This is a genomic window from Streptomyces sp. AJS327 (assembly GCF_013450295.1).
In the GTDB taxonomy this organism is placed as follows: Bacteria; Actinomycetota; Actinomycetes; order Streptomycetales; family Streptomycetaceae; genus Streptomyces.
Genome location: NZ_SKBR01000004.1, coordinates 768501 through 789634 on the forward strand (window position 1 = coordinate 768501; position 21134 = coordinate 789634).

Below are 21134 nucleotides of genomic sequence, written 5' to 3' on the forward strand. Positions count from 1 at the left end.
GAATCAGATGGCCCTCGGAGAGACCCCCCTCACCATTGTCGGGAACCTCACCAGCGACCCCGAGCTGAAGTTCACCCCGGCCGGAGCGGCGCTGGCGAAGTTCACCATCGCTTCCACCCCCCGCGCCTACGACCGGGAGTCGGGCCAGTACAAGGACGGGACCGCGATGTTCATGCGCTGCTCGGCCTGGCGGCAGATGGCCGAGCACATCGCGGAGTCCCTCACCAAGGGCACTCGCGTCGTCGCCTCCGGCCGCCTGCGCCAGTTCGACTGGACCACCGACCAGGGCGAGACCCGCTCGATGCTCGCGCTGGAAGTGGACGAGATCGGGCCCAGCCTCCGCTTCGCCACCGCCGCCGTCACCAAGACCACCCGCAACGCGACCGGGGGCGGGACAGGAGCGGGCGCGCCGGACCCCTGGTCGGCCGCACCCGCCGGGGACAAGCCCCCCTTCTGAATTTGCCAGGGGCGGCCCCCTCACGCCAATGAACCGGGCCGCCCCTGCTCTGCACCCAGAACTCAACAGTGAACTGGAGGTCTCATCATGACCCAGCCCGCCGACATCCGGCGAGCGGCTGGACGGCCGCGTGTACTGGATCTGCGCTGCGGTGCCGGTGGCCTGTCCATGGGCTACCACCGTGCGGGGTTCGACGTGGTCGGAGTGGACATCGTCCCGCAGCCGAACTACCCCTTCACCTTCCCCCTGGAGGGCTTCGCCCTGGTCCACGCCTCCTGGCCCTGCCTGGCATACGCCCGTGTCACCGCCTGGCGCGGCCGCCGCGAGGCCCGCCAAGCCGTGCCCCCCGCCAATACGAAGTGGATCGCCCAGCAGTTCCTCACCCTGGAAGCGAGGGCCGCTGCATGACCACCAACCCGCTACTGACCGTCGCCCTGGCCGCCGCCGAACGCGGCTGGCCCATCTTCCCGGTCCGGCCCGGCGGGAAGCGCCCGGCCGGACACCGCGCCGATCTGTGCCCCGCGACCGGCCGATGCGCCAACGGGCACCTCACCCCCGAGCAGCGGGCCACCACCAACCCCGAACTGATCCAGGCCGCTTGGACCGCCCACCCGTACAACATTGGGCTGGCGACGGGCCCGTCCGGGTTGCTCGTGGTGGACCTGGACACGCTCAAACCGACAGACGAAGAAGGAGCGCCTGACGGCGCGACAGCCTTCCTGGCGCTCTGCGAGCGCGCCGGGCAGCCAGTACCCCGAACCCTGCGAGTGCGGACTCCCAGCGGCGGCGCCCACTTGTACTTCACCGCACCCTCCAGCCCGCGGCTGAAGTCCAGCGCGGGGCGCCTCGCCAATCGGATCGACACACGGGCGTGGGGCGGCTACGTCCTGGCCCCCGGCAGCACCACGCCAGCGGGCCGGTACGAAGTCACCGACCCCGCCACCGTCGCCCCGCTACCCACCTGGCTCACCGGCCTGCTGCGAGAGCCGCCAGCGCCCGCCCCGGCCACCATCACGCCCGCCCGGGACGCCACGAAGGTGGCCCGCGTGGCACTGGAGCGCGAGAGCGCCCGAATCCAAACCGCCCCTGAAGGCACCCGCGAGCACACGCTGTTCACCGCCGCGCGCGCCATGGGCCGCTTCGTGGCCTGGGGCGACATCCCCCGCCACGAGGTCGAAGAAGCTTTTCAGGCGGGGGGAGAAGCCGCCGGACTCACCACCGCCGAGTGCCGCTCCACCCTCCGCAGCGCTCTGACCTGGTCCATCCGCACCGCCCGACCCCGGGAGACGGCATGACCACCCCGACCTCCCTCCGCCTGAAAAGCCACCCCACCCCCAACCACCCCACCGCCGCCCACTCCGCCCCAGCCACAGCCGAGCCCAAGGCGCCGAAGAACGCCGCCCGAAGGGCGCCCTCTTCAGCTCTCCGTTCGGAGCCGCACCCGAGCGACGGGCGGTACCCGGTCGCCTGGCTCCACATCACCGCACCCGGCCGTGGCGCCACCCCCACCGCCCGCTCCTGGTGCGCGTGCGGACGCGACCGCTTCACCACCGGCCACCGCCGCGTCACGGCCCTGACCGAGGACCACCACGCCCATCGCGGGGCCTGCCCCCTCCGAACCCCCGCCCACACCGAGACGAGGACCGCCGCATGACCGACAACCCCCAGCCCGACCCGATCGACGGCGCCGAACTCCTCGACTCGGTCGAGGAGTTCCACCGCAGGTTCAACGTGTTCCCCAGTGAAGCCGCGTACGTTGCGGTCGTCCTCTGGGACGCCCACGCCCACTTGATCGACTGCTTCGACTCCACGCCCAGGATCGCCTTCCTCTCACCGGAGCCCGGCAGCGGGAAGTCGAGGGCCCTGGAGATCGTCGAGACGTTGGTGCCGAACCGTCTGGTAGCCGCGCACGCCACAGCCAACGCCATGTACCGAGCTGTCGGTGACACTGAGCGCCTCCCGACCGTGCTGTTCGACGAGGTGGACACCATCTTCGGCCCCAAGGCAGGCGACAACGAACCCCTCAGGGGCTTCATCAACGCCGGCCACCGACGCGGGGTCGGGGTGCTGCGCTGCGTGGGGGAAGGCAGCAATCAGGAAGCGAGCGAGTACTCGACGTTCTGCCCGGTGGCGATGGCCGGGCTGGGCTCCTTGCCGGACACGATCCTGGACCGGTCTGTGATCGTCAGGATGCGTAAGCGAGCGCCGAACGAGAAGGTTCAGCCCTACCGCGTGCGTGTACACGAACCGCAAGGCCACACCCTTCGGGACCAGCTCGCGAAGTGGGCGGACCAGGTGCGTGACCAGGTGGCCGACGCCTGGCCCGACCTGCCACCTGGCGTCAGCGACCGGCCCGCCGACGTGTGGGAGCCACTCCTGGCGGTGGCGGACGCGGCTGGCGGACGCTGGCCGGAGCGGGCCCGCGCAGCGTGCGTACACCTGGTGACCGCCGCGAAGGAAGGCGACAAGGCCTCCCTCGGCGTCCAGTTGCTCACTGATCTGCGGGACCGGGTATTCCAGGGGACCGACCGGCTCCCGACCGCCGCCATCCTCGAATGCCTTGAAGGGATCGAGGAGAGCCCTTGGGCGGACCTGGACGGCACAGGGACAGGGAAGAAGCTCACCCCCCGGCTGCTGTCGAAGATGCTCGGGGAGTACGACAACGGTGCGGGGAAGCCGGTCCGACCCCGCTCGATCCGCACCTCCGGCGGGGTGCCCAAGGGGTACTACGCGGAGGACCTACTGGACGCGTGGACCCGGTACTGCCCCACCCCCCTCCCAGAAGCCGCTACAGCCGCTACACCCGCTACACCGCAGGTCACCAGCCGTGAAAACGTAGCGGAACCCCTCGCGGAGATCCGCTACATCACCCCCGCATCCGCTACCCGATAACCCCGCCCGGGCCGCCGTGTCGGCGGCCCGGTGTAGCGGACTCTATCCGCTACACCGGGCCTATCCGCTACACAAAACAAGCCCCTGACCAGGCATGTAGCGGATGTAGCGGATGTAGCGGCACCCACAGAGGGGGCTCGGCGCTTCCTCCCGGGCCTCCGGCAGTAATTCTCCAAATCCACAGGGAGTTTCTTGATGGCTACCTCATCTCGCACTCGGCGTGCACCGAAAGACGAACTTATCCCGCTCCCCGAGGTTCTGGCTGAACTCGGAATCACTCGCCCGACTTGGTATCGCTGGCGTGACCGAGGATTCACCCCGGAAGCTCGCCGTACCCCCTCCGGTCGCATTTGCGTCCTGCGAAGTGCGCTTGATGCCTTCAAGGAAGAGCTGGAGGTCGCATGACGGAGTGGAGTTACACGGTAAAAATCTGGGCCATTCGGAAGCGTGACTACCAGAAGCCGTATCAGGTTCGCTGGAAGGTGGGCTTTCGGCCGCACGCCGAGTCATTCCTCACGTTGGGCCTGGCGGAGAGTCGTCGGGCCCAGCTCGTCACGGCGGCACGTGCGGGTGAACCGTTCGATGTGGACACTGGTCTGCCGAAGTCTTTGGTGATGAAGGACCGGGACATCTCGTGGTACGAACACGCCCGTAACTTCATTGCCATGAAGTGGGATGACTCCCCGGGCAACACCCGTCGCACGTTGGCCGAAGCCATGGCAACGGCGACTCCCGTGTTCGTGAAAGACGCAAAGGGGGCGCCAAGCGTGCGTGCGATGCGTCACGCGCTCTATGGGTACGCGTTCAACAAGAACAGGTGGGACGCTGAAATTCCAGCCGACGTGGCGACAGTGTTGGCCTGGGTTGAAAGAAAATCGCTTCCCGTGTCGCGCCTCTCGGACCTGCTGACCATCCGAAGTGCACTTTCTTCCCTGTCGAAAAAGCTGGACGGAACGAACGCATCGGCGGCGATGTTCCGTCGTAAGCGGGCGATCCTCTACAACTCGCTCGAATATGCGGTTGACGCCGAGCTGTTGCCCAACAATCCACTTGACCGAGTTAAGTGGAAGGCGCCAGAGCAGGTCGTGGAGGAGGTGGACCCCGAGTGTGTACCCAACCCCGAGCAAGGTGCCAGACTCTTGGCGGCGGTGCACAGACAGGGGAAGCGCGGCCGACGGCTCGTAGCCTTCTTCGGGTGCATGTACTACGCGGCGGGCCGACCCGCTGAGGTGATCGGTCTGCGGGTCGCGGATTGCGACTTGCCCCGGCGGGGGTGGGGCCTGCTTCGACTGCGTGACACCTACCCGCGTTCCGGGAGTGCGTGGACGGACAGCGGCGAGAGTCATGAGAAGAAGGGGTTGAAGCACCGGCCACGCAAGACTGTCCGACGTGTGCCGATCCCGCCAGAGCTGGTCGCTCTGTTGCGCTGGCACCTCACGGCCTACGGCACGGCCCCGGACGGGCGCGTCTTCCAGACGCTGCGCGGAGGACTGGTCCAGGACACGGGGTACGGGGAGACATGGGCAGCAGCCCGGAAGCAGGCCCTGTCAGCGAGCGAGTTCGCCTCTCCCTTGGCGAAGCGACCGTATGACCTGCGCCATGCTGCCGTCTCCACGTGGCTCAGTTCCGGCGTTGAGCCTCAGCTCGTGGCAGAACGAGCCGGACACAGCGTCGCTGTGTTGTTCCGGGAGTACGCGAAGTTCCTGAGTGACGGAGACGAGGCCGCGAACGCGAAGATCTCCGCACGGCTCAACCAACGGCTCAACCAGCGGACCTGAGCACGCGGCATCCCGTCCACGCACCGTCCACACCACACGAGACAGGACGGTCGAGTGCGAGATACCACGAGACAGGCGGCGGTGTCCGTCCGCACATGAGAACACCCCCGTGACCTTCTGTTTAGCGAGGTCACGGGGGTGTTCAATCCGTGTGGCGGCGCCAGGATTCGAACCTGGGAAGGCTGAGCCGGCAGATTTACAGTCTGCTCCCTTTGGCCGCTCGGGCACACCGCCTGGGATTGCCGCTCCGGGTCCGCGCTGGGCGGGTTTCCTTCGCAGCGGGGTAAACCATACCCGATCCCCGGGGGTGGTTCGCCACTCGGTTGATGGCCCCGTCCGGGCCCCGGGCAGCGCACTCGCGCCGGTGTGCGAGCTGGGTGGCTAGGCTTGCGGGCGCGGTCCGCGCGGCGGTCCGCTTCCCTGACGGACCCCTAGGCACGAGGAGCCAACCCACCATGGCCGACTCCAGTTTCGACATCGTCTCGAAGGTCGATCGGCAGGAGGTCGACAACGCGCTCAACCAGGCGGCGAAGGAAATCTCGCAGCGCTACGACTTCAAGGGCGTGGACGCCTCCATCGCGTGGTCCGGCGAGAAGATCGAGCTTCGGGCCAACTCCGAGGAGCGGGTCAAGGCCGTCCTCGACATCTTCCAGTCCAAGCTGGTCAAGCGCGGGATCTCGCTGAAGTCGCTGGACACGGGCGAGCCGCAGTCCTCCGGCAAGGAGTACAAGATTTTCGGGTCGCTCCAGGAGGGGATCTCCCAGGAGAACGCCAAGAAGGTCGCCAAGATCATCCGTGACGAGGGCCCGAAGGGCGTCAAGGCCCAGGTGCAGGGCGACGAGCTGCGGGTGACCTCGAAGAGCCGGGACGCGCTCCAGGAGATCATCGCGCTGCTCAAGGGCAAGGACCTCGACTTCGCCCTCCAGTTCGTCAACTACCGCTGATCCGGCGCTGGTTGCCGGTTCCGAGGTTCTCCGGCGGGGGTGCCGGGGCGTCCGTCAGCGGTGTCCGCGGGGCGTCCCGGAGCCCCGGGCGGGCGGCGTGCGGGCCCGGTTGCCGGGTGCGCGTGCGAGCGGTGGCGGTGAGGGCGAGGTAGCCCCGTACGCGGCGGGTGGCCAGGACGGCGGGCCTGGGTGGGCGGTGCGGTCTGGCCGGGTGGCCGGGGCGCGGGTGGTGGGGCGGGGGCTACCAGCGGTAGTGCGGGTAGGCGGAGGCGGTGTCGGTGGAGACGATGTCCCGTCCGAGTGGGGTGAGGGACAGCGGGATCATCTTGAAGTGCGCCAGGCCGAAGGGGATCCCCACGATCGTCAGGCAGAAGGCGACGCCCGCCGTGATGTGCCCGATCGTGAGCCAGATGCCCGCGAAGACGAGCCAGACGACGTTGCCGATCGCGGAGGGGACACCCGCTCCCCGCCGTTCCACCGTCGTCCGGCCGAAGGGCCAGAGGGCGTATCCGGCGATCCGGAAGCAGGCCAGGCCCCAGGGCAGGGTGATCACGAGTACGCAGCAGATCACCCCGGCGACCAGATAGCCGAGCGCTATCCACAGCCCGGAGAAGATCAGCCAGACGAGATTCAGCAGTGTCTTCACGGACGCCAGCCTGCCATCTTCTCCAGCCTGGCGACACGTTCCGCGACCGGAGGGTGTGTGGAGAACAGTCGCGACATGCCCGCTCCCCTGCGGAAGGGGTGGGCGATCATGAGGTGGCTCGCGGTCTCCAGCCGGGGCTCGGGCGGCAGCGGCAACCGCTCGATTCCGGCCTCCAGCTTCCGCAGGGCGGAGGCGAGCGCCAGCGGGTCGCCGGTGAGCTGGGCCCCGGCGGCGTCCGCCTCGTACTCCCGGGAGCGGCTCACGGCCAGTTGTATGAGGGTGGCCGCGAGTGGGCCGAGGACCGCTATCAGCAGCATGCCGACGATTCCGGGGCCGTCCTCGTCGTCGGAGCGGCCGAAGGGGACCAGCCAGGCGAAGTGCACCAGGAAGAGCACCACGGAGGCGAGCCCTCCGGCGACCGAGGAGACCAGGATGTCGCGGTTGTAGACGTGGCTCAGCTCGTGTCCGAGGACGCCGCGCAGCTCGCGCTCGTCCAGCAGGCCGAGGATGCCCTCCGTACAACAGACGGCGGCGTTCCGGGGGTTGCGGCCGGTGGCGAAGGCGTTGGGGGCGCGGGTCGGGGAGATGTAGAGACGCGGCATCGGCTGCCGCGCGGCGGTGGACAGCTCCCGGACGACCCGGTACAGCTGGGGCGCCTCGAACTCGCTGACCGCCCGGGCCCGCATGGCACGCAGCGCGATCCGGTCACTGCGCCAGTACGCGTAGGCGTTGGTGCCGAGGGCGAGGACGAGGGCGAGGAGCAGCCCCGTGGTGCCGAAGAAACTGCCGACGAGCAGGATGAGGGCGGTCATCCCCCCGAGGAGAAGGGCCGACTTCAGCCCGTTGTGCCGGCGGTGCACGGTACGCCCTCCAGGTGGTGCAGCAGGGGGGACCCTGAGCCAGACGGTCCTTCCACGGATCGGCGGACCCTCACGTAGAGGTGAACGTGGGTCGGACCCGGGCAGTTCCCAGCGGCCCCGGCCGAGCCCCGCCGCGCCCCGCTGGCCTCCGGAAACGGGGCGGGTGCCGGAGGGCTGGCCGGTGAGCGGGGCGGAGCGTGGGACGAGAGTGTTCCGGTTGACCTTCCCGCGCGTACGTGCCGCCGCGTACGCGTCAGTTGACGGTGCGGAACGGGGGTCGCGGGGCGGCGCGCGGGCGGCCGGTCGTGGTGGGCTCGCGCGCTCCGTCGCGCGGGCGCGGGGTCGGGCGGTGACGTACCTCACCGGTGGCCGGTCGGTTCCGGGCGACCGGGCGACGGGGGCCGGCTTCCGGGTCCGGTGGCGGCCGGGTCCCGGGTCCCGGGCTCGCCTCAGAACAGGGGGAGGGTGGCGAACCGGAGGATCAGCTGGGGGGCGGCGGAGAGGGCGAGAGAGAGCAGCAGGGTCAGCGTGATCGCGACGGCGAGGGGGGCGGGGGTGCCGCCGAGCGGGGTGCGGTGGCCGTCCGGCACGCGGGATGGGTCGGCCGCCTCGGTGGCCGGGGGCGGGTCCGTCACCGTGCGGGCGGCGGAGGGCGCGTCCTCGGCCGGGGTGGCGGCCCCGGCCGGGTGGCCGGACGTGGCCGGGGAAGTGGGGGTGGCCGGGTGGGCGGGGGCGGTGGTGCGCGGGCGCTCCACGGGGTCGCCGGTCTCGGTGGTGGTCCCGGGTTCGGCGCGGAACAGCTCGGCCGTCCAGCGCAGGTAGTAGTAGAGCGCGAGCACGACGTTCACCGCCATGACGACGGCGAGCCAGCCGAGTCCCGCGTCGACGGCCGACCGGAAGACGGTGACCTTGGCGAACAGCCCGATGATCCCGGGTGGCAGCCCGGCCAGGCAGAGCAGGAAGAAGGCGAGGGCGAGCGCGGGCAGCGGACGGCCGCGGGCCATGCCCCGGTAGTCGGCCAGCCGGTTGCGCCGTCCGGCACGGCCGACGAGGGCGGCTACGGCGAAGGCGCCCAGGTTGACCACCGCGTACATCAGGGCGTAGGCGAGGGTCGGGCCGACAGCCTCGCGGGGCTCCCCGGCGTACCCCGCCGCCGCGAGGGGGACCAGCAGGTATCCGGCCTGGCCGATCGAGGACCAGGCGAGGAGGCGCACCGCGCCGTGCTCGCGGTCCGCGCGCTGGCGCAGCGCGGCGAGGTTCCCGGCGCTCATCGTCAGGGCGGCCAGGACGGCCAGCGCGGGCCCCCAGACCTCCCGGTGCGCGGGGAAGGCGAGGACGGTGACCAGGAGGACGCCGCTGAACCCGGCCGCCTTCCCCACCACGGACAGGTAGGCGGCGACGGGCAGTGGCGCCCCCGCGTAGGTCTCGGGAACCCAGAAGTGGAAGGGGACGGCGGCCGTCTTGAAGGCGAAGCCGACCAGGGTGAGCAGCACACCGGTGGCGGCCAGGGTGCCGAGTTCGCCCTCGCCGGGTCCGGGGAGCTTCTCGGCGAGCACGGTGAGGTGCGTGCTGCCGGACGCGGCGTAGACGAAGCTGACGCCGAGCAGGGTGACGGCGGTCGCGGTGACCGAGGAGAGGAAGAACTTCAGCGCGGCCTCGCCGGAGCGCCGGGTGTCGCCGCGCAGCCCGACGAGGGCGAACGCCGGGAGGGAGACGACCTCCAGGGCGACGACCAGCGTGGCGAGGTCCCGGGCGGCGGGCAGCAGCGCGGCGCCCGCGACGGAGCACAGCAGCAGGAACCAGAACTCCCCGCGTACGCTCCGCGCGCTGGCGTCGGGCGCCGCGTCGGGTCCCGCGCCGCCGCCCGGCCCGGGGGCGGTGGTGGGGCCGTTCCGGGTGGCGAGCAGCGCGCAGACCAGGGCGCCGCCGAAGACCAGCAGCTGGACGGTGAGCGTGAACGGGTCCGCGACGTAGCTGCACGCGTCGGGGTCGCGGGTGAGGCAGAAGGTGCGGCGGTCCGCGCCGACGAGCGGGAGCAGGGTGAGCCCGGCGAGGGTGAGCCCGCTGAGCGCCAGCCAGTCCAGCAGCCGCTTGCGCCGCTCGGCGACGAACAGGTCGACGACGAGCACGGCGATCGCGAAGACTGCGGCGAGGGTGGGTGGGGCGATGGCGACCCAGTCCACGGACTGCACGACGGCGGGCGCGGCGCTGAGGTCCCCCGGCGGGGCGGAGGGTGTGGCCGCGGCGGTGGCGAGGAGGGCGCTCATCGGGTCACTCCTGGCAGGAGGTGCTGCACGGCCGGATCGGTGAGGCCGAGGAGGACCGCGGGCCACAGCCCGGCGAGCACGGTGAGCGCCACCAGCGGCCCCCAGACGGCGAGTTCGGGGCCGCGCGCGTCGGGCAGCGGATGCTCGCCCGCGCCCGGTCCGGAGCCGCCGGGACGGGTACCGCCGGGGGGTGCGGCGCTGACGGCGTCCGCCCGTGCCCCGGTGACCCCGGCGGCGTGTGCCTCGTCCTCTCCGCCCCCGGTGGCGCCGGGTTCGTCGGTGTCGGCGCCGGTGGTGTCCGCCTCCTCGGCGGTGACGCCGGTGGTGACGGCGGCGCTGGCGGTCGCCCCGCCCCCGGGGCGGCCGGATCCCTCTCCGGTGGCGGGGGCGGCGGGTTGCCCGTCCCCGGAGCCGGCGGGTCCCGTGGCCTGAGTGGGCTCCGTGTCCCGGGCGGGTCCCGTGGTCCGGGCGGTCCCCCTGGTCTCGGCGGCGAGGGACACCGGGGGTGTGGGGGCGGTGGCGGGGTCGCCCATGCAGACGCGGCGCACCACGATCAGCAGGTAGGCCGCGGTGAGCAGGGTGCCGAGGCCGCCGAGCGCCATGAAGACCAGGTAGCCGGGGCGGCTGAGCCCGTCGGCCGGATGGTAGGCGCCGAGCAGCGCCAGCATCTCGCCCCAGAACCCGGCGAGTCCGGGCAGCCCCAGCGAGCCGACGGCGGCGAAGGCGAGGAGCCCGCCGAGGCGGGGCGCGCGCCCGTAGAGGGCCGCTCCCGCGCTCCCTGAGAGGGTGTCGAGGTCGGTGCTGCCCGTCCGCTCCCTCACCGCGCCGACCAGGAAGAACAGCAGTCCCGTGAGCAGTCCGTGGGCGATGTTCGCGAAGAGCGCCCCGTTGACTCCGGTGCGGGTGAGGGTGGCGATGCCGAGCAGGACGAAGCCCATGTGCCCGACCGAGGAGTACGCGATGAGCCGCTTCAGGTCGCCGCGCGCCCCCCGGCGGGCCAGCGCCAGGCAGACCAGCGAGCCGTAGACGATCCCGACGACCGCGAAGGCCGCGAGGTACGGGGCGAGCGTTCGCATGCCGTCCGGCGCGGCGGGGAGCAGCACCCGGACGAAGCCGTAGGTGCCCATCTTCAGCAGCACCCCGGCCAGCAGGACCGAACCGGTGGTGGGGGCGGCGGTGTGCGCGTCGGGCAGCCAGCTGTGCAGCGGCCACATGGGCGTCTTGACGGCCAGCCCGAGGCCGACGGCGAGCACCACCAGCACCTGGGTGCCGTGCCCGATCCCGGCGCCCTGCGCCTCGGCCAGCGCGCGCATGTCGAAGGTGGGGCCACCCCGGGCGCTCAGCCCGAGCAGCAGCAGGCCGAGCAGCATCACGACCGAGCCGAGCAGCGTGTACAGGATGAACTTCCAAGCCGCGGCGGCCCGTTGGGCGCCGCCCCAGCGGGCGATGAGGAAGTACATCGGGATGAGCACCGTCTCGAACGCGAGGAAGAACAGCATCAGGTCGAGAACGGCGAAGGTGGCGAGGGTGCCCGTCTCCAGGAGCAGCAGCAGCGCCACGAAGACCTTCGGCGAGGGCCCGTCCGGCGGGCGGAGGTAGGAGTGCAGCGCGCAGAGGAACGTCAGCAGCGCGGTGAGGACCAGCAGCGGCAGGGAGACGCCGTCCACGCCGAGGTGCAGACGGACGTCGAGCGCGGGGATCCAGCGGACGTCGGTCTCGGCCTGGATGGTCCCGGCCCGGTCGTGGTCGAAGCCGAGCGCGAGGACGACGGTGAGCGCGAGCACCGCTCCGGTGACGGTCACGCCGTGCCGCAGGACGGCCTGCCGGGGGTTCCGGCCGCGCAGCCCGGGCGGGGCCGGGAGCAGCGCGGCGACCGCGCCGAGCAGCGGGAGGGCGACGGCCGCGAGGAGCAGCAGACGCGAGACGGTGCTGTCGAGGGCGATCACGTCACGCTCCTCCGGTTCCGGTGGCGAGCAGGACGGCGGCGACCACCAGCGCGACCGCGCCCAGCAGGAGCACGCTGAGGTAGGTCTGCGCGTTGCCGGTCTGCGCGCGGCGCACGGCGGTGCCGAGCAGCCGGGCCCCCAAGCCCGCGCCGCGTACGTAGGTGTCGACGACGTTCCGGTCGAGGAAGCGGACGAGGCGGGCGGCGGCGCGGGTGGGGTGGACGGCCAGCGCCGTGTAGCAGGCGTCGAGGTGGAATCCGGCCGCCGCGTGCCGGTGCAGCGGCCCCAGGATCAGCGGTCCGGGGTCGGCGTCGGGCACCAGCACGCTGGTGTGCCGCCAGACCGCGTACGTCATGATCGCGCCGACCAGGGTGAGCCCGGTGGCCAGCACCGAGGTGGTGAGGGTGGGGGCGAGCGAGCCGCCGTCCAGCATGGTGGGCAGGGCGTCGAAGGTGAGGCCGAGGACGAGGGAGGGCACCGCGAGGATCCACAGCACCACGGTCAGCACCACGGGCACCCGGACCGTCTCCGGAGCGGGGTGTTCCGGCCGGGGGCGCTCCCGCGGGATCGGGGCCGAGTCCGGGGTGGGGGCCGAGCCAGGGGTGGCGGTCGGCGCGGGCCGGTCCCCGGACGGTATGGCCTCCGCCCCCTGGTGCGCCGAATCGGCGGGCGGTCCGGCGGCGGGACCGGCCGGACCGGCCGGAAGGGGGGCGGGGCGCGGGGTGGCCGCCTGTCCCGGCGGGGCGGTGAGCAGCCAGAGGCGGGTGGCGTAGGCCGCCGTCAGCAGCGCGGTGACCAGCCCGGCGACCAGGACGAGCCAGCCGGCGGCGACCGGCACGTCCGTCCCGGCGCCGAGCGTGGCGTGCTCCGGCGCGCTGCCGAACGCGGCGTGCTCCGCCGAGGCGAGGACCGCCTCCTTGGAGAAGAACCCGGCGAAGGGCGGGAGCGCGGCGAGCGCCAGCAGTCCGATGGTCAGCGTCCAGTAGGCGTCCGGGGCGCGCCGGGCGATGCCGCCCGCACGCGAGATCGCGCTCAGCGAGGCGGTGCCCGCGACGCGGATGACGACCCCGGCGGCGAGGAAGAGCAGCGCCTTGAAGGCGCCGTGCGCGAGCAGGTGGAAGACGGCCGCGCTCCGGTCGGCGACGGCCAGCGCCCCGGCCATGTAGGCGAGTTGGCCGAGGGTGGAGTAGGCGAGGACGCGTTTGAGGTCGTCCTGGGCGAGCGCCGCGAGCCCGGAGCCGACCATGGTCACGGCGGCCAGCACGGCCAGCACCACCAGCGCGGCGGAGGAGGCGGCGAAGACCGGCAGCAGCCGGGCGACCACGTAGATCCCGGCGGCGACCATCGTCGCGGCGTGGATCAGCGCGGAGACGGGGGTGGGCCCGGCCATCGCGTCCGGCAGCCAGCCGTGCAGCGGGAACTGCGCCGCCTTGCCCACGACCCCGGCGAGCAGCAGCAGCGCGATGACGGTCGGGTGGGACAGCTCGAAGCCGGAGACCGAGGAGGTGAGCCGGGCGGTGATGGTGCTGATCCGGAAGCTGCCCGCCTCGGAGGCGAGGGCCAGCACGCCGATCAGGAACGGCACGTCACCGAGCTTGGTGACCAGGAACGCCTTGATCGAGGCGGCCCGGGCGGCGCGCGTCTCCCAGTAGTGCCCGATCAGGAAGTACGAGCAGACGCCCATGATCTCCCAGGCCACCAGCAGCACCATCAGGTCGTCGGTGTAGACGACGAGCAGCATCGCGGAGGTGAAGAGCGAGACCAGCGCGGCGTAGGAGGGGTAGCGCGGGTCGTCTCGCAGGTAGCCGGTGGAGTAGAGCTGCACGCAGCTGGCGACGACCCCGGCCAGCACGGCGACGAGCACCGCGAACCCGTCGAGGTGGATGGCGAGTTCGATGGGCAGCGCGGAGTTGCCGGTGGGGGTCAGCTCGGTCGCCGCGCGGTGCGGCTCCCCGCCGCCCTGCCGTACGGCCAGCAGCACGGCGAGCGCGGTGGAGGTCAGGGTGGGCAGCAGCGCGAGCGGCCGGACGAAGCCGGGCGCCCGGCGGCCCGCCAGCAGTCCGGCGACCGCGCCCAGGAAGGGCAGCGCGGGGACGAGGACGGCGAGGGTGGTGGTGGTCACGCGTGCTGCCTCCAGGCAGGGGTGCCGGGGCCCTGGTCCGAGCCGTTGTCCGGGCCGTCACCGCCGTCCGGGGCGCCGCCGTCCGGGCCGTCGGCGCCGGGCCCGTCGCCGGTTGGCGGGCCGGGGTCCGCGGCGCCGTCCTCCCGGAGGGCGCGCATCCGGTCCAGCGCGGAGCCGCCCCGGCTGCGGTAGACCAGCAGCACGATGGCGAGTCCGATACCGATCTCGGCGGCGGCGATGGCGATGGTGAAGAGGGTGAGCGCCTGTCCCGCGTGCAGACTGTCCCGCAGCCACACGTCGAAGGCGACCAGGTTGAGGTTGACGGCGTTGAGCATCAGCTCGACCGACATCAGGACGAGGATGGCCGACCGGCGCGCGAGCACTCCGTAGACGCCCACGCTGAACAGCAGCACGGCCAGGACCGCCGGATAGGCGAGGTGCATCAGCTCGGCCCCCCTCCCTGGTCTCCCTGATCGCCCTGGTCCCCGTGGTCTCCCCGGTCCCGCTGGTCGCCCTGGCCTCTCTGGCCGCCCCGGTTCTCGTGGCCCCGCTGGTTGTCCTGGGCCGTCGGGGACCGCCCGGCCTCCCGGGCCGGGCCGGGGCGGGCGGCCGGGGCGGAACGGGGGCCGCGCGGCCGGGCGTTCGCGGCGCGGAGGCCGCCCGGCCCGCGCCGGGACAGCACGATCGCGCCGACGAGCGCGCTGAGCAGCAGGACCGACAGTGCCTCGAAGGGCAGCACCCAGTTGCGGAACAGCGCGGCGCCGGTCACCTCCGTCGATCCGGCGACCGTCGAGTCCAGGTCGATCCAGCTGGCGCGGAAGGCGTCCACCACGACGGTGACGAGGGTGCCCGCGGTGGCCAGCGCGACGCCGAACGCGACCCACCGGTTCCCGGAGTCGACGTCCGGCGAGGGCCCGATCGGCGCCCGCGTCAGCATCAGACCGAAGAGCAGCAGGACGACGACCGAACCCACGTAGATCAGCACCTGCACCCAGGCGATGAACTCGGCGGTGAGCAGCAGGTACTCGACGGCCACCCCGCCGAGCGCCACCACCAGCCAGAGCGCCGCGTGCACCAGCTGCCGGGTGGTGACGGTGGCCACCGCGGCGCCCAGCACCACCAGCCCGACCAGGACGAAGACGATCTCCACCCCGGTGGGCGAGAGGAACCCGGACGCCTCGGCGGCCAGCGTGCTCCCCGGCCCGGACCGGCCCGTGGGCCTCATACCGCGCCTCCCCCGGGGGCGCCGCCGCCTGGCCGCCCGTCCGCGTCCGGGACCTCGTCGGCGGCGGCGTCGGCCGCCGCCCGGTCGGCGGCCCTGCGCGCGGCGGTCAGCTCCCTGGGCTCCTCGGCGCGCTCGTCGAGCGCGGGCGGTTCGGGGACGGTCCACATCCAGGCGCGCAACCGGTCGCGCTCGTGGGTGAGTTCGCGGATGTCGGTCTCCGCGTACTCGAACTCGGGGGACCAGAACAGCGCGTCGAAGGGACAGACCTCGACGCAGATACCGCAGTACATGCAGAGCGCGAAGTCGATCGCGAAGCGGTCCAGCACGTTGTGGCTGCGCTCGCGCGCGCCGGGCTGGGCGCCCTCCGGAGCCGGGGCGGTCTCCTTGTGCGAGTCGATGTAGATGCACCAGTCCGGGCACTCCCGGGCGCAGAGCATGCAGACCGTGCAGTTCTCCTCGAACAGCGCGATCACCCCCCGGCTGCGGGGCGGCAGTTGGGGTTGCGCCTCCGGGTAGTGCTCGGTGACCGCGCGGCGCGTCATCGTCCGGAGGGTGACGGCCAGCCCCCTGGCGAGACCGGAACCGGGCAGTCCACGCGGCCGGTCCGGGGCCGTCGGGGCCGCGGGCGCGCTCGGGGCGGCCGCCGGGTCCGTGGGGTTGTCGGGAGCGGGGGGCACTAGGAGATCACCACCTTGACCACGCCGGTGAGCGCGATCTGGAAGAGGGCGAGCGGCACGAGCACCGTCCAGGCCACCCGCTGGATCTGGTCCTCGCGCAGCCTCGGATAGCTGACCCGCAGCCAGATGACCACGAAGGCGAGCAGCGCCGTCTTCAGCAGGGTCCAGAGCCAGCCCAGTTCGGCCGCGAAGGGACCGTGCCAGCCGCCGAGGAACAGCACCGCGGTGAGCGCGGAGACGACCACGATGCCCGCGTACTCGGCGAGCAGGAACAGCGCGAACCGCAGGCCGCTGTACTCGGTGTACGCGCCGAAGATGATCTCCGAGTCGGCGACCGGCGCGTCGAACGGGGGACGCTGCAACTCCGCGAGCCCCGCGACGAAGAACACCACGGCACCGATCAGCTGCCAGGGCAGCCACCACCACTCCCAGGCGTCCAGGACGCCGGGCAGCGAGAGGGTCCCGGCGGCCATCGCGACCGAGGCGGCGGCCAGCAGCAGCGGCAGCTCGTACGCCATCAGCTGCGCGGCGCTCCGCAACCCGCCCAGCAGCGAGTACTTGTTCGCGGAGGCCCAGCCGCCCATCAGCGAGCCGAGTACCCCGACGCCCATCACCGCGAGGACGAAGAGGAGCCCCGCGTCGATGGCCTGACCGACCCCGCCGTCCGGCGCGAAGGGGATGACGGCCAGCACCAGCAGGTACGGGACCAGCGCGACGGCGGGCGCGAGCTGGAAGACGCGGCGGTCGGCGCCGCGCGGTACGAGGTCCTCCTTCTGGACGAACTTCACGCCGTCCGCGACCAGTTGGGCCCAGCCGTGGAAGCCGCCCGCGTGCATCGGGCCCACCCGGCCCTGCATGTGGGCCATCACCTTGTGCTCGGTCTGCCCGACGAGCAGCGGCAGCAGCAGAAAGGCGAGGAGCACCGCGAGCACCCGCAGGGTCACCTCCAGCACGTCCATCAGCTCCCGCCTCCCCGCTCCGGCGCCTCCCCGTCCGCGCCCGGCGCGGACCCGGACCCGGGACCAGAACCGGTCTCGGACTCCGGCTCGGACCCGGTCCCGGGTGCGGTCCCGGGTGCGGGCTCGGGCTCGGGCTCGGGCTCGGGCCGAGGCTCCGGCTCCGGCGGCGCGGGTGCGTCCTCCCGTGCGGACTCGGGTTCCGGCCCGCGCGCCGTGGCTTCCCCGGGGGAGTCGTCGAAGGCCGGACGGGCGTGGTGCCAGGGGGCGTCCGGCGAGCGCGGGGCGCTCCCGCGCGCCTCCGTCGCACCCTCCGCCTCCGTCGTGCCCGCCGCCTCCGGTGGGGTGGCGGCCGCCGGCGAGCTGCCGGCCGCGCGCTGCGAGGCGGAGCCGCCGGACGCGGAGCGCGCGCGGCGCGGTCCCCGCCGCGCGGGACGTGCCGCGCCGTCCGTGCTCTGTGCCCCCGCGACGGTGGCGTCGGTGGCGGTGGCCGGGTCGGTGGTGTCCGGGGCGGGCGCGGCGCCCCGCGCGGGTTCGCCCGTCGCGGGCTCCGCCCCGCTGGCGGACCCGGCCGGGCGCTGGCTGGCCGAACCGCCGCTCGCCGAACGGCTCCTGCGGGGCGGCCGCTCGCCCGCGGCGGCGCGGCCGCGCGCCGGGCGGGCGGGGGCGGGCGGCAGCTGTCCGCGCTCCGGGCCCCACTCGTTGGGGTCCGGTACCCCGGGCGGCAGCATCCGGCGTCGCTTGGCGCCGCCGTGCCCGGGCTCGCCGGGCTCCTTGGCGCCCGGCCACGCCTTGGCCACCCGGGCGGCGAGGACGAAGTCCTTGCGGAGCGGGTGGCCCTCGAAGGCGTCGGGCAGCAGCAGCGGGGTGAGCGCGGGGTGGCCGGTGAAGGTGACGCCGAACATCTCGTGCGTCTCCCGCTCGTGCCACTCCGCCCCGGCGAAGACCCCGACGGCGGTGGGCAGGACGGGCTCCGCGTGCGGTACGGCGGTGCGCAGCAGCAGACGCCGTACCGCGCCCCCGGCCGTTTCCGCGCCCGGACCGCTGTCGGCGGACCCACCGGGGGCGCCGGGGAGGGCGACGAGGTGGGCGGAGACCAGGAAGCCGGACTCCGGCTCGTCGACCGCGCTCAGCCAGTCGAAGAAGCGGCAGCCCAGTTCGTCCCGCGCGGTGCGCAGCGCGGTGACCCAGGACGCGGCCGGTACGTCCACGGTGAGCAGTTCGTACGCGGTGGCGGCCCGCGCCCCGGCTCCGAACAGGGCCTCCGGGGTGTCCGGCAGCCATCCCGCGGGGCCGTCTCCCGCCGCCGTTCCGCCGCCGCGCTCCGGGGCCCCGCCGTCACCGGCGCCGGACGCCCCGGCGTCCGGGCGGCCGGGCCCGCTTCCCGGCGTCCCCCGCTGTCCCCCCTTCACCGGGTCGTCCCTCCTCCGGGCTCGCCGGGTCCGTCGGACGCGTCGGGAGCGCCCGGCGTGGGCGGCGTGGGTGGGGTGACGAGGTCGCTGGTGAGGGCGGCGGTCGAGGCGGTGGCGGGGCCTCCGCCGTAGCGCTCGGCGGTCGACTCGGCGGCGATCCGCTCCTGGAGCCGCAGGATGCCCTGGAGCAGCGCCTCGGGCCGGGGCGGGCAGCCCGGGACGTACACGTCGACCGGGATGATCTGGTCGACGCCCTTCGTCACCGCGTACGAGTCCCAGTACGGGCCACCGCAGTTGGAGCAGGCGCCGAAGGAGATCACGTACTTCGGCTCGGGCATCTGCTCGTACAGCCGCCGGACGGAGGGGGCCATCTTGTCCGTCACGGTGCCGGAGACGACCATCAGGTCGGCCTGGCGCGGGCCGGGGGCGAAGGGGATCACCCCGAGCCGGATGAAGTCGTGCCGCGCCATGGAGGCGGCGATGAACTCGATGGCGCAGCAGGCGAGACCGAAGTTGAAGACCCACAGGCTGTAGCGGCGGCCCCAGTTGAGCACCACCTTCATCGGCTCGGGGGCCAGCCGGGCGAGGGCGCCCAGCCGTCCGCCGCGCTCGGGAACCGTCACGTCCATTCCAAGACGCCCTTCTTCCACGCGTACAGCAGCCCGACGGCCAGGAAACCGAGGAAGACGAACATCTCCACCAGGGTGACCCCGCCGAACCCGGGCTCGGCGAAGACCGTCGCCCAGGGGAACAGGAAGATCGAGTCGACGGCGAAGACGACGTACAGGAACGCGTAGACGTAGTACCGGATCTGGGTGTGCGCCCAGTTCTCGCCCACCGGGTCGACGCCGCACTCGTAGGTCAGCATCTTCTCGCGGGTCGGCACCACGGGCCGCAGCAGCCGCCCCGCGGCGAAGGCCACGGCGACGAAGACCACCCCGACCACCGCGACCAGCCCGACGACCCCGTAGCCGTGGAAGTAGTCCGGCACGTCCGCACGCCCTCATCCGAGATCGGCATTCGACGATGTGTACGCACGGGAGTCTAGGCCCTGCCCCGTCACAGGAGGACCGTCGCGTCACCCCCCGTTACGTCCGCACCGGGTTCCCGGCGGCGCCGCGCGGGGGCCCGAGCGCGGGCCGCGCGGGGTGCGGGGCGCGGGCCGAACGGGGGCTGGGCGCGGGAGGCAGGGGGGTTATCCCCACCTCGCGCTCACCTCCGGACCCCATGGCGCCGCCGTTGACGGCCAGGCAGGCTGATCGCATGACCGCGCACAGGCCCCAGCCACCGTCCGCCCCCCGTCCGGAGCCCGCCATCGGGCCGGATCGGGGGGTTCCGGCAGCCGCTTCGCAGACCGCGGACCAGCCGGGCACTCCGGCCGGTCCGGGGCGGCAGCCCACCCCGCGTCCGCAGCCCCCGGCCGGGGGCCCGGCGTCCACACCCGGCTTCGGCCCGCCTCCCGGGGGATCGCCCGGCACCGGCCGCCGGGCGGGCGGACCGGGAGGGGGCGCGCCGGGAGCCGGGGGAGCGGGAGTCGCGGGAGCGGGGCGCGGGCGTCCGCCCGGGCCGCCGTGGTCCGGGGGACCGCCCGGACCACCCTGGTCCGGGGGACCGGCGGGAGCGTCCCGGCCCCCGGCCGGTCCGCGGCGGCGGCCGTCGATCGACTCGGTCGAGTCCTCGGGCCTGTCCCGGCCACGGGCCCCCCTGGAGGCGCAGACCTGGCGGGAGATCGCCCACCTGCTGAGCAACCTCTTCATCGACCTGTTCAGCTTCGTCTTCGTGATGGTCTCCGTGCTGGTCAGCGCGGTGCTGTCGGTTACCGTCGTCGGCTTCCCGCTGCTGGCGCTCTCGCTGCGCGGCGCGCGGCTGGCGGGGAAGCTGGAGCGTGCCCGGGCCCGCGCCCTGCTGCGCGTCACGGTGGACGAGCCGAGCCCACCGCCCCAGCCGCAGAAGACCTTCCTGGGCTGGGTGTGGGCGCAGCTGAAGGACCCGGTGGGCTGGCGGTGCGCGCTCTACATGGCGATCCGGCTGCCCTGGGCGGTGGTCACCTTCGCGATCACGCTGCCCGCGCTGCTGATCGGCTGGCCGCTGCTGCCGTGGCTGGCCCGCGGGCTGACCAACGTCGACCGGATCCTCGTCCGGGCGCTGCTCTCCCCCTCGGACGAGCTGGAGCGGCGCATCGCGGAGCTGGAGTCGGACCGGGGGACGGTGGTGGACACCGCCGCCGCCGACCTGCGCCGGATCGAACGCGACCTGCACGACGGGGCGCAGGCCCGGCTCGTCGCCCTGGCGATGGGGCTGGGGCTGGCGAAGGAGAAGCTGCTGGAGGACCCGGAGGCCGCCGCCGAGATGGTCGGCGAGGCGCACGGCGAGGTGAAGCTGGCGCTCGAGGAGCTGCGGGACCTGGCCCGCGGTATCCACCCGGCCATCCTCACCGACCGCGGGCTCGGCCCCGCCCTCTCCGCGGTCGCCTCGCGCTGCACGGTCCCGGTGACCGTCCGCACCGACCTGGCGACGCGTCCGGCCGAGGCCATCGAGGGCATCGCCTACTTCACCGTCTCGGAGCTGCTCCAGAACGTCAGCAAGCACAGCGGTGCCGGGGCGGCGCGGGTCCAGGTGTGGCGGGCGGGCCCGCGCCTGCTCGTACGCGTCTGGGACGACGGCCAGGGCGGGGCGAGCACGGACCGCGGCTCCGGGCTGGCCGGGCTGACCGAGCGGCTGGACGCGGTGGACGGGCTGCTGGTCGTCGACTCCCCGAAGGGCGGTCCCACCAGCGTCACCGCCGAACTCCCCTGGCGCGACCGGGAGAACGCCCCGCACGCCCCGCACGGACCCGGAGGCGCCGGGCGTGGCGGGGGGAAGGGGCGGCCACGTCCCGGGGGAGCCACGGCGCTGGGCACCACCACCGGCACGCCCCCGGGCACCGGTGACGGCAAGGGCACGGCGGCAGAC

20 protein-coding genes, 1 tRNA gene and 1 pseudogene are annotated in these 21134 nt (G+C 73.3%); 9 read left to right on the forward strand and 13 right to left on the reverse strand.

The genetic code is table 11. The features are described from left to right. Nucleotides 1-7: 7 nt before the first annotated feature. The 7 genes from E0L36_RS25125 to E0L36_RS25155 all read left to right on the forward strand — a co-directional run bounded on the left by E0L36_RS25125 (nt 8) and on the right by E0L36_RS25155 (nt 5127). Entirely contained in the window at nt 8-457 is a 450-nt protein-coding gene (locus tag E0L36_RS25125) for a single-stranded DNA-binding protein (RefSeq protein WP_180931527.1), read from the forward strand. An 87-nt stretch (nt 458-544) separates the two neighbouring features. Beyond that, the gene (locus tag E0L36_RS25130) at nt 545-865 is read left to right on the forward strand and encodes a DNA cytosine methyltransferase (protein WP_180931528.1); all 321 of its coding nucleotides are present in this window, start codon (nt 545-547) and stop codon (nt 863-865) included. After that, nucleotides 862-1752, forward strand: a complete 891-nt coding sequence (locus E0L36_RS25135) for a bifunctional DNA primase/polymerase (RefSeq protein WP_180931529.1) — start codon at nt 862-864, stop codon at nt 1750-1752. Before E0L36_RS25130 ends, E0L36_RS25135 begins: the two co-directional genes overlap by 4 nt. Continuing rightward, nucleotides 1749-2111: a hypothetical protein gene (locus E0L36_RS25140; protein ID WP_180931732.1), complete on the forward strand. Its 363-nt coding sequence runs from the start codon at nt 1749-1751 to the stop codon at nt 2109-2111. Before E0L36_RS25135 ends, E0L36_RS25140 begins: the two co-directional genes overlap by 4 nt. After that, nucleotides 2108-3349 (forward strand): DUF3631 domain-containing protein, encoded by a 1242-nt coding sequence (locus E0L36_RS25145; RefSeq protein ID WP_180931530.1) that lies wholly within the window; start codon nt 2108-2110, stop codon nt 3347-3349. Before E0L36_RS25140 ends, E0L36_RS25145 begins: the two co-directional genes overlap by 4 nt. 195 nt (nt 3350-3544) lie before the next feature. Further along, a complete protein-coding gene (locus tag E0L36_RS25150; protein WP_219637016.1) occupies nt 3545-3754 on the forward strand; it encodes an AlpA family transcriptional regulator in 210 nt (69 codons plus the stop codon). Then, a complete protein-coding gene (locus E0L36_RS25155) occupies nt 3751-5127 on the forward strand; it encodes a tyrosine-type recombinase/integrase (protein WP_180931531.1) in 1377 nt (458 codons plus the stop codon). The genes E0L36_RS25150 and E0L36_RS25155 overlap by 4 nt, the downstream gene beginning before the upstream one ends. Before the next feature lie 152 nt (nt 5128-5279). Here the strand turns inward: E0L36_RS25155 and E0L36_RS25160 are convergent. After that, a tRNA-Tyr gene (locus tag E0L36_RS25160) sits at nt 5280-5361 on the reverse strand. Between the two features lie 221 nt (nt 5362-5582). On the opposite strand from E0L36_RS25160, the gene E0L36_RS25165 reads away from it, so the two are divergent. Then, nucleotides 5583-6071 carry a YajQ family cyclic di-GMP-binding protein gene (locus E0L36_RS25165; protein WP_180931532.1) on the forward strand — a complete coding sequence of 163 codons (489 nt, stop codon included), beginning with the start codon at nt 5583-5585 and terminating at the stop codon, nt 6069-6071. Nucleotides 6072-6312: 241 nt separating this feature from the next. On the opposite strand, the gene E0L36_RS25170 is transcribed toward E0L36_RS25165, so the two are convergent. From E0L36_RS25170 to E0L36_RS25225, 12 genes are all read right to left on the reverse strand, one after another. Beyond that, nucleotides 6313-6717 carry a YccF domain-containing protein gene (locus E0L36_RS25170; RefSeq protein ID WP_180931533.1) on the reverse strand — a complete coding sequence of 135 codons (405 nt, stop codon included), beginning with the start codon at nt 6715-6717 and terminating at the stop codon, nt 6313-6315. Beyond that, nucleotides 6714-7577, reverse strand: a complete 864-nt coding sequence (gene htpX, locus E0L36_RS25175; protein WP_180931534.1) for a zinc metalloprotease HtpX — start codon at nt 7575-7577, stop codon at nt 6714-6716. Before htpX ends, E0L36_RS25170 begins: the two co-directional genes overlap by 4 nt. 449 nt (nt 7578-8026) lie before the next feature. Beyond that, complete coding sequence (locus tag E0L36_RS25180) at nt 8027-9844, reverse strand: NADH-quinone oxidoreductase subunit N (RefSeq protein ID WP_180931535.1); 1818 nt, start codon at nt 9842-9844, stop codon at nt 8027-8029. After that, a complete protein-coding gene (locus E0L36_RS25185) occupies nt 9841-11790 on the reverse strand; it encodes an NADH-quinone oxidoreductase subunit M (RefSeq protein WP_308416928.1) in 1950 nt (649 codons plus the stop codon). The genes E0L36_RS25180 and E0L36_RS25185 overlap by 4 nt, the downstream gene beginning before the upstream one ends. 1 nt (nt 11791) lies before the next feature. Next, nucleotides 11792-13912 carry an NADH-quinone oxidoreductase subunit L gene (locus E0L36_RS25190; protein ID WP_180931536.1) on the reverse strand — a complete coding sequence of 707 codons (2121 nt, stop codon included), beginning with the start codon at nt 13910-13912 and terminating at the stop codon, nt 11792-11794. Beyond that, on the reverse strand, nt 13909-14355 hold the full coding sequence (gene nuoK, locus E0L36_RS25195) for an NADH-quinone oxidoreductase subunit NuoK (RefSeq protein WP_180931537.1): 447 nt from the start codon (nt 14353-14355) through the stop codon (nt 13909-13911). Before nuoK ends, E0L36_RS25190 begins: the two co-directional genes overlap by 4 nt. Beyond that, a complete protein-coding gene (locus tag E0L36_RS25200) occupies nt 14355-15137 on the reverse strand; it encodes an NADH-quinone oxidoreductase subunit J (RefSeq protein WP_180931538.1) in 783 nt (260 codons plus the stop codon). The genes nuoK and E0L36_RS25200 overlap by 1 nt, the downstream gene beginning before the upstream one ends. Next, nucleotides 15134-15679, reverse strand: a complete 546-nt coding sequence (locus E0L36_RS25205) for a 4Fe-4S binding protein (RefSeq protein WP_180931539.1) — start codon at nt 15677-15679, stop codon at nt 15134-15136. The genes E0L36_RS25200 and E0L36_RS25205 overlap by 4 nt, the downstream gene beginning before the upstream one ends. 134 nt (nt 15680-15813) lie before the next feature. After that, nucleotides 15814-16776 carry an NADH-quinone oxidoreductase subunit NuoH gene (nuoH, locus tag E0L36_RS25210; protein WP_374705591.1) on the reverse strand — a complete coding sequence of 321 codons (963 nt, stop codon included), beginning with the start codon at nt 16774-16776 and terminating at the stop codon, nt 15814-15816. Continuing rightward, entirely contained in the window at nt 16773-18182 is a 1410-nt protein-coding gene (locus E0L36_RS25215; RefSeq protein ID WP_374705587.1) for an NADH-quinone oxidoreductase subunit C, read from the reverse strand. Before E0L36_RS25215 ends, nuoH begins: the two co-directional genes overlap by 4 nt. After that, a complete protein-coding gene (locus E0L36_RS25220; protein WP_180931541.1) occupies nt 18179-18811 on the reverse strand; it encodes an NADH-quinone oxidoreductase subunit B in 633 nt (210 codons plus the stop codon). The genes E0L36_RS25215 and E0L36_RS25220 overlap by 4 nt, the downstream gene beginning before the upstream one ends. Further along, nucleotides 18802-19173, reverse strand: coding sequence for an NADH-quinone oxidoreductase subunit A (locus E0L36_RS25225; protein ID WP_180931542.1), 372 nt, complete (start codon nt 19171-19173; stop codon nt 18802-18804). Before E0L36_RS25225 ends, E0L36_RS25220 begins: the two co-directional genes overlap by 10 nt. A gap of 668 nt (nt 19174-19841) precedes the next feature. Here E0L36_RS25225 and E0L36_RS25230 point away from each other — a divergent pair. Next, nucleotides 19842-21005, forward strand: a pseudogene (locus E0L36_RS25230) (sensor histidine kinase); the annotation flags it as partial. Nucleotides 21006-21134: the final 129 nt, after the last annotated feature.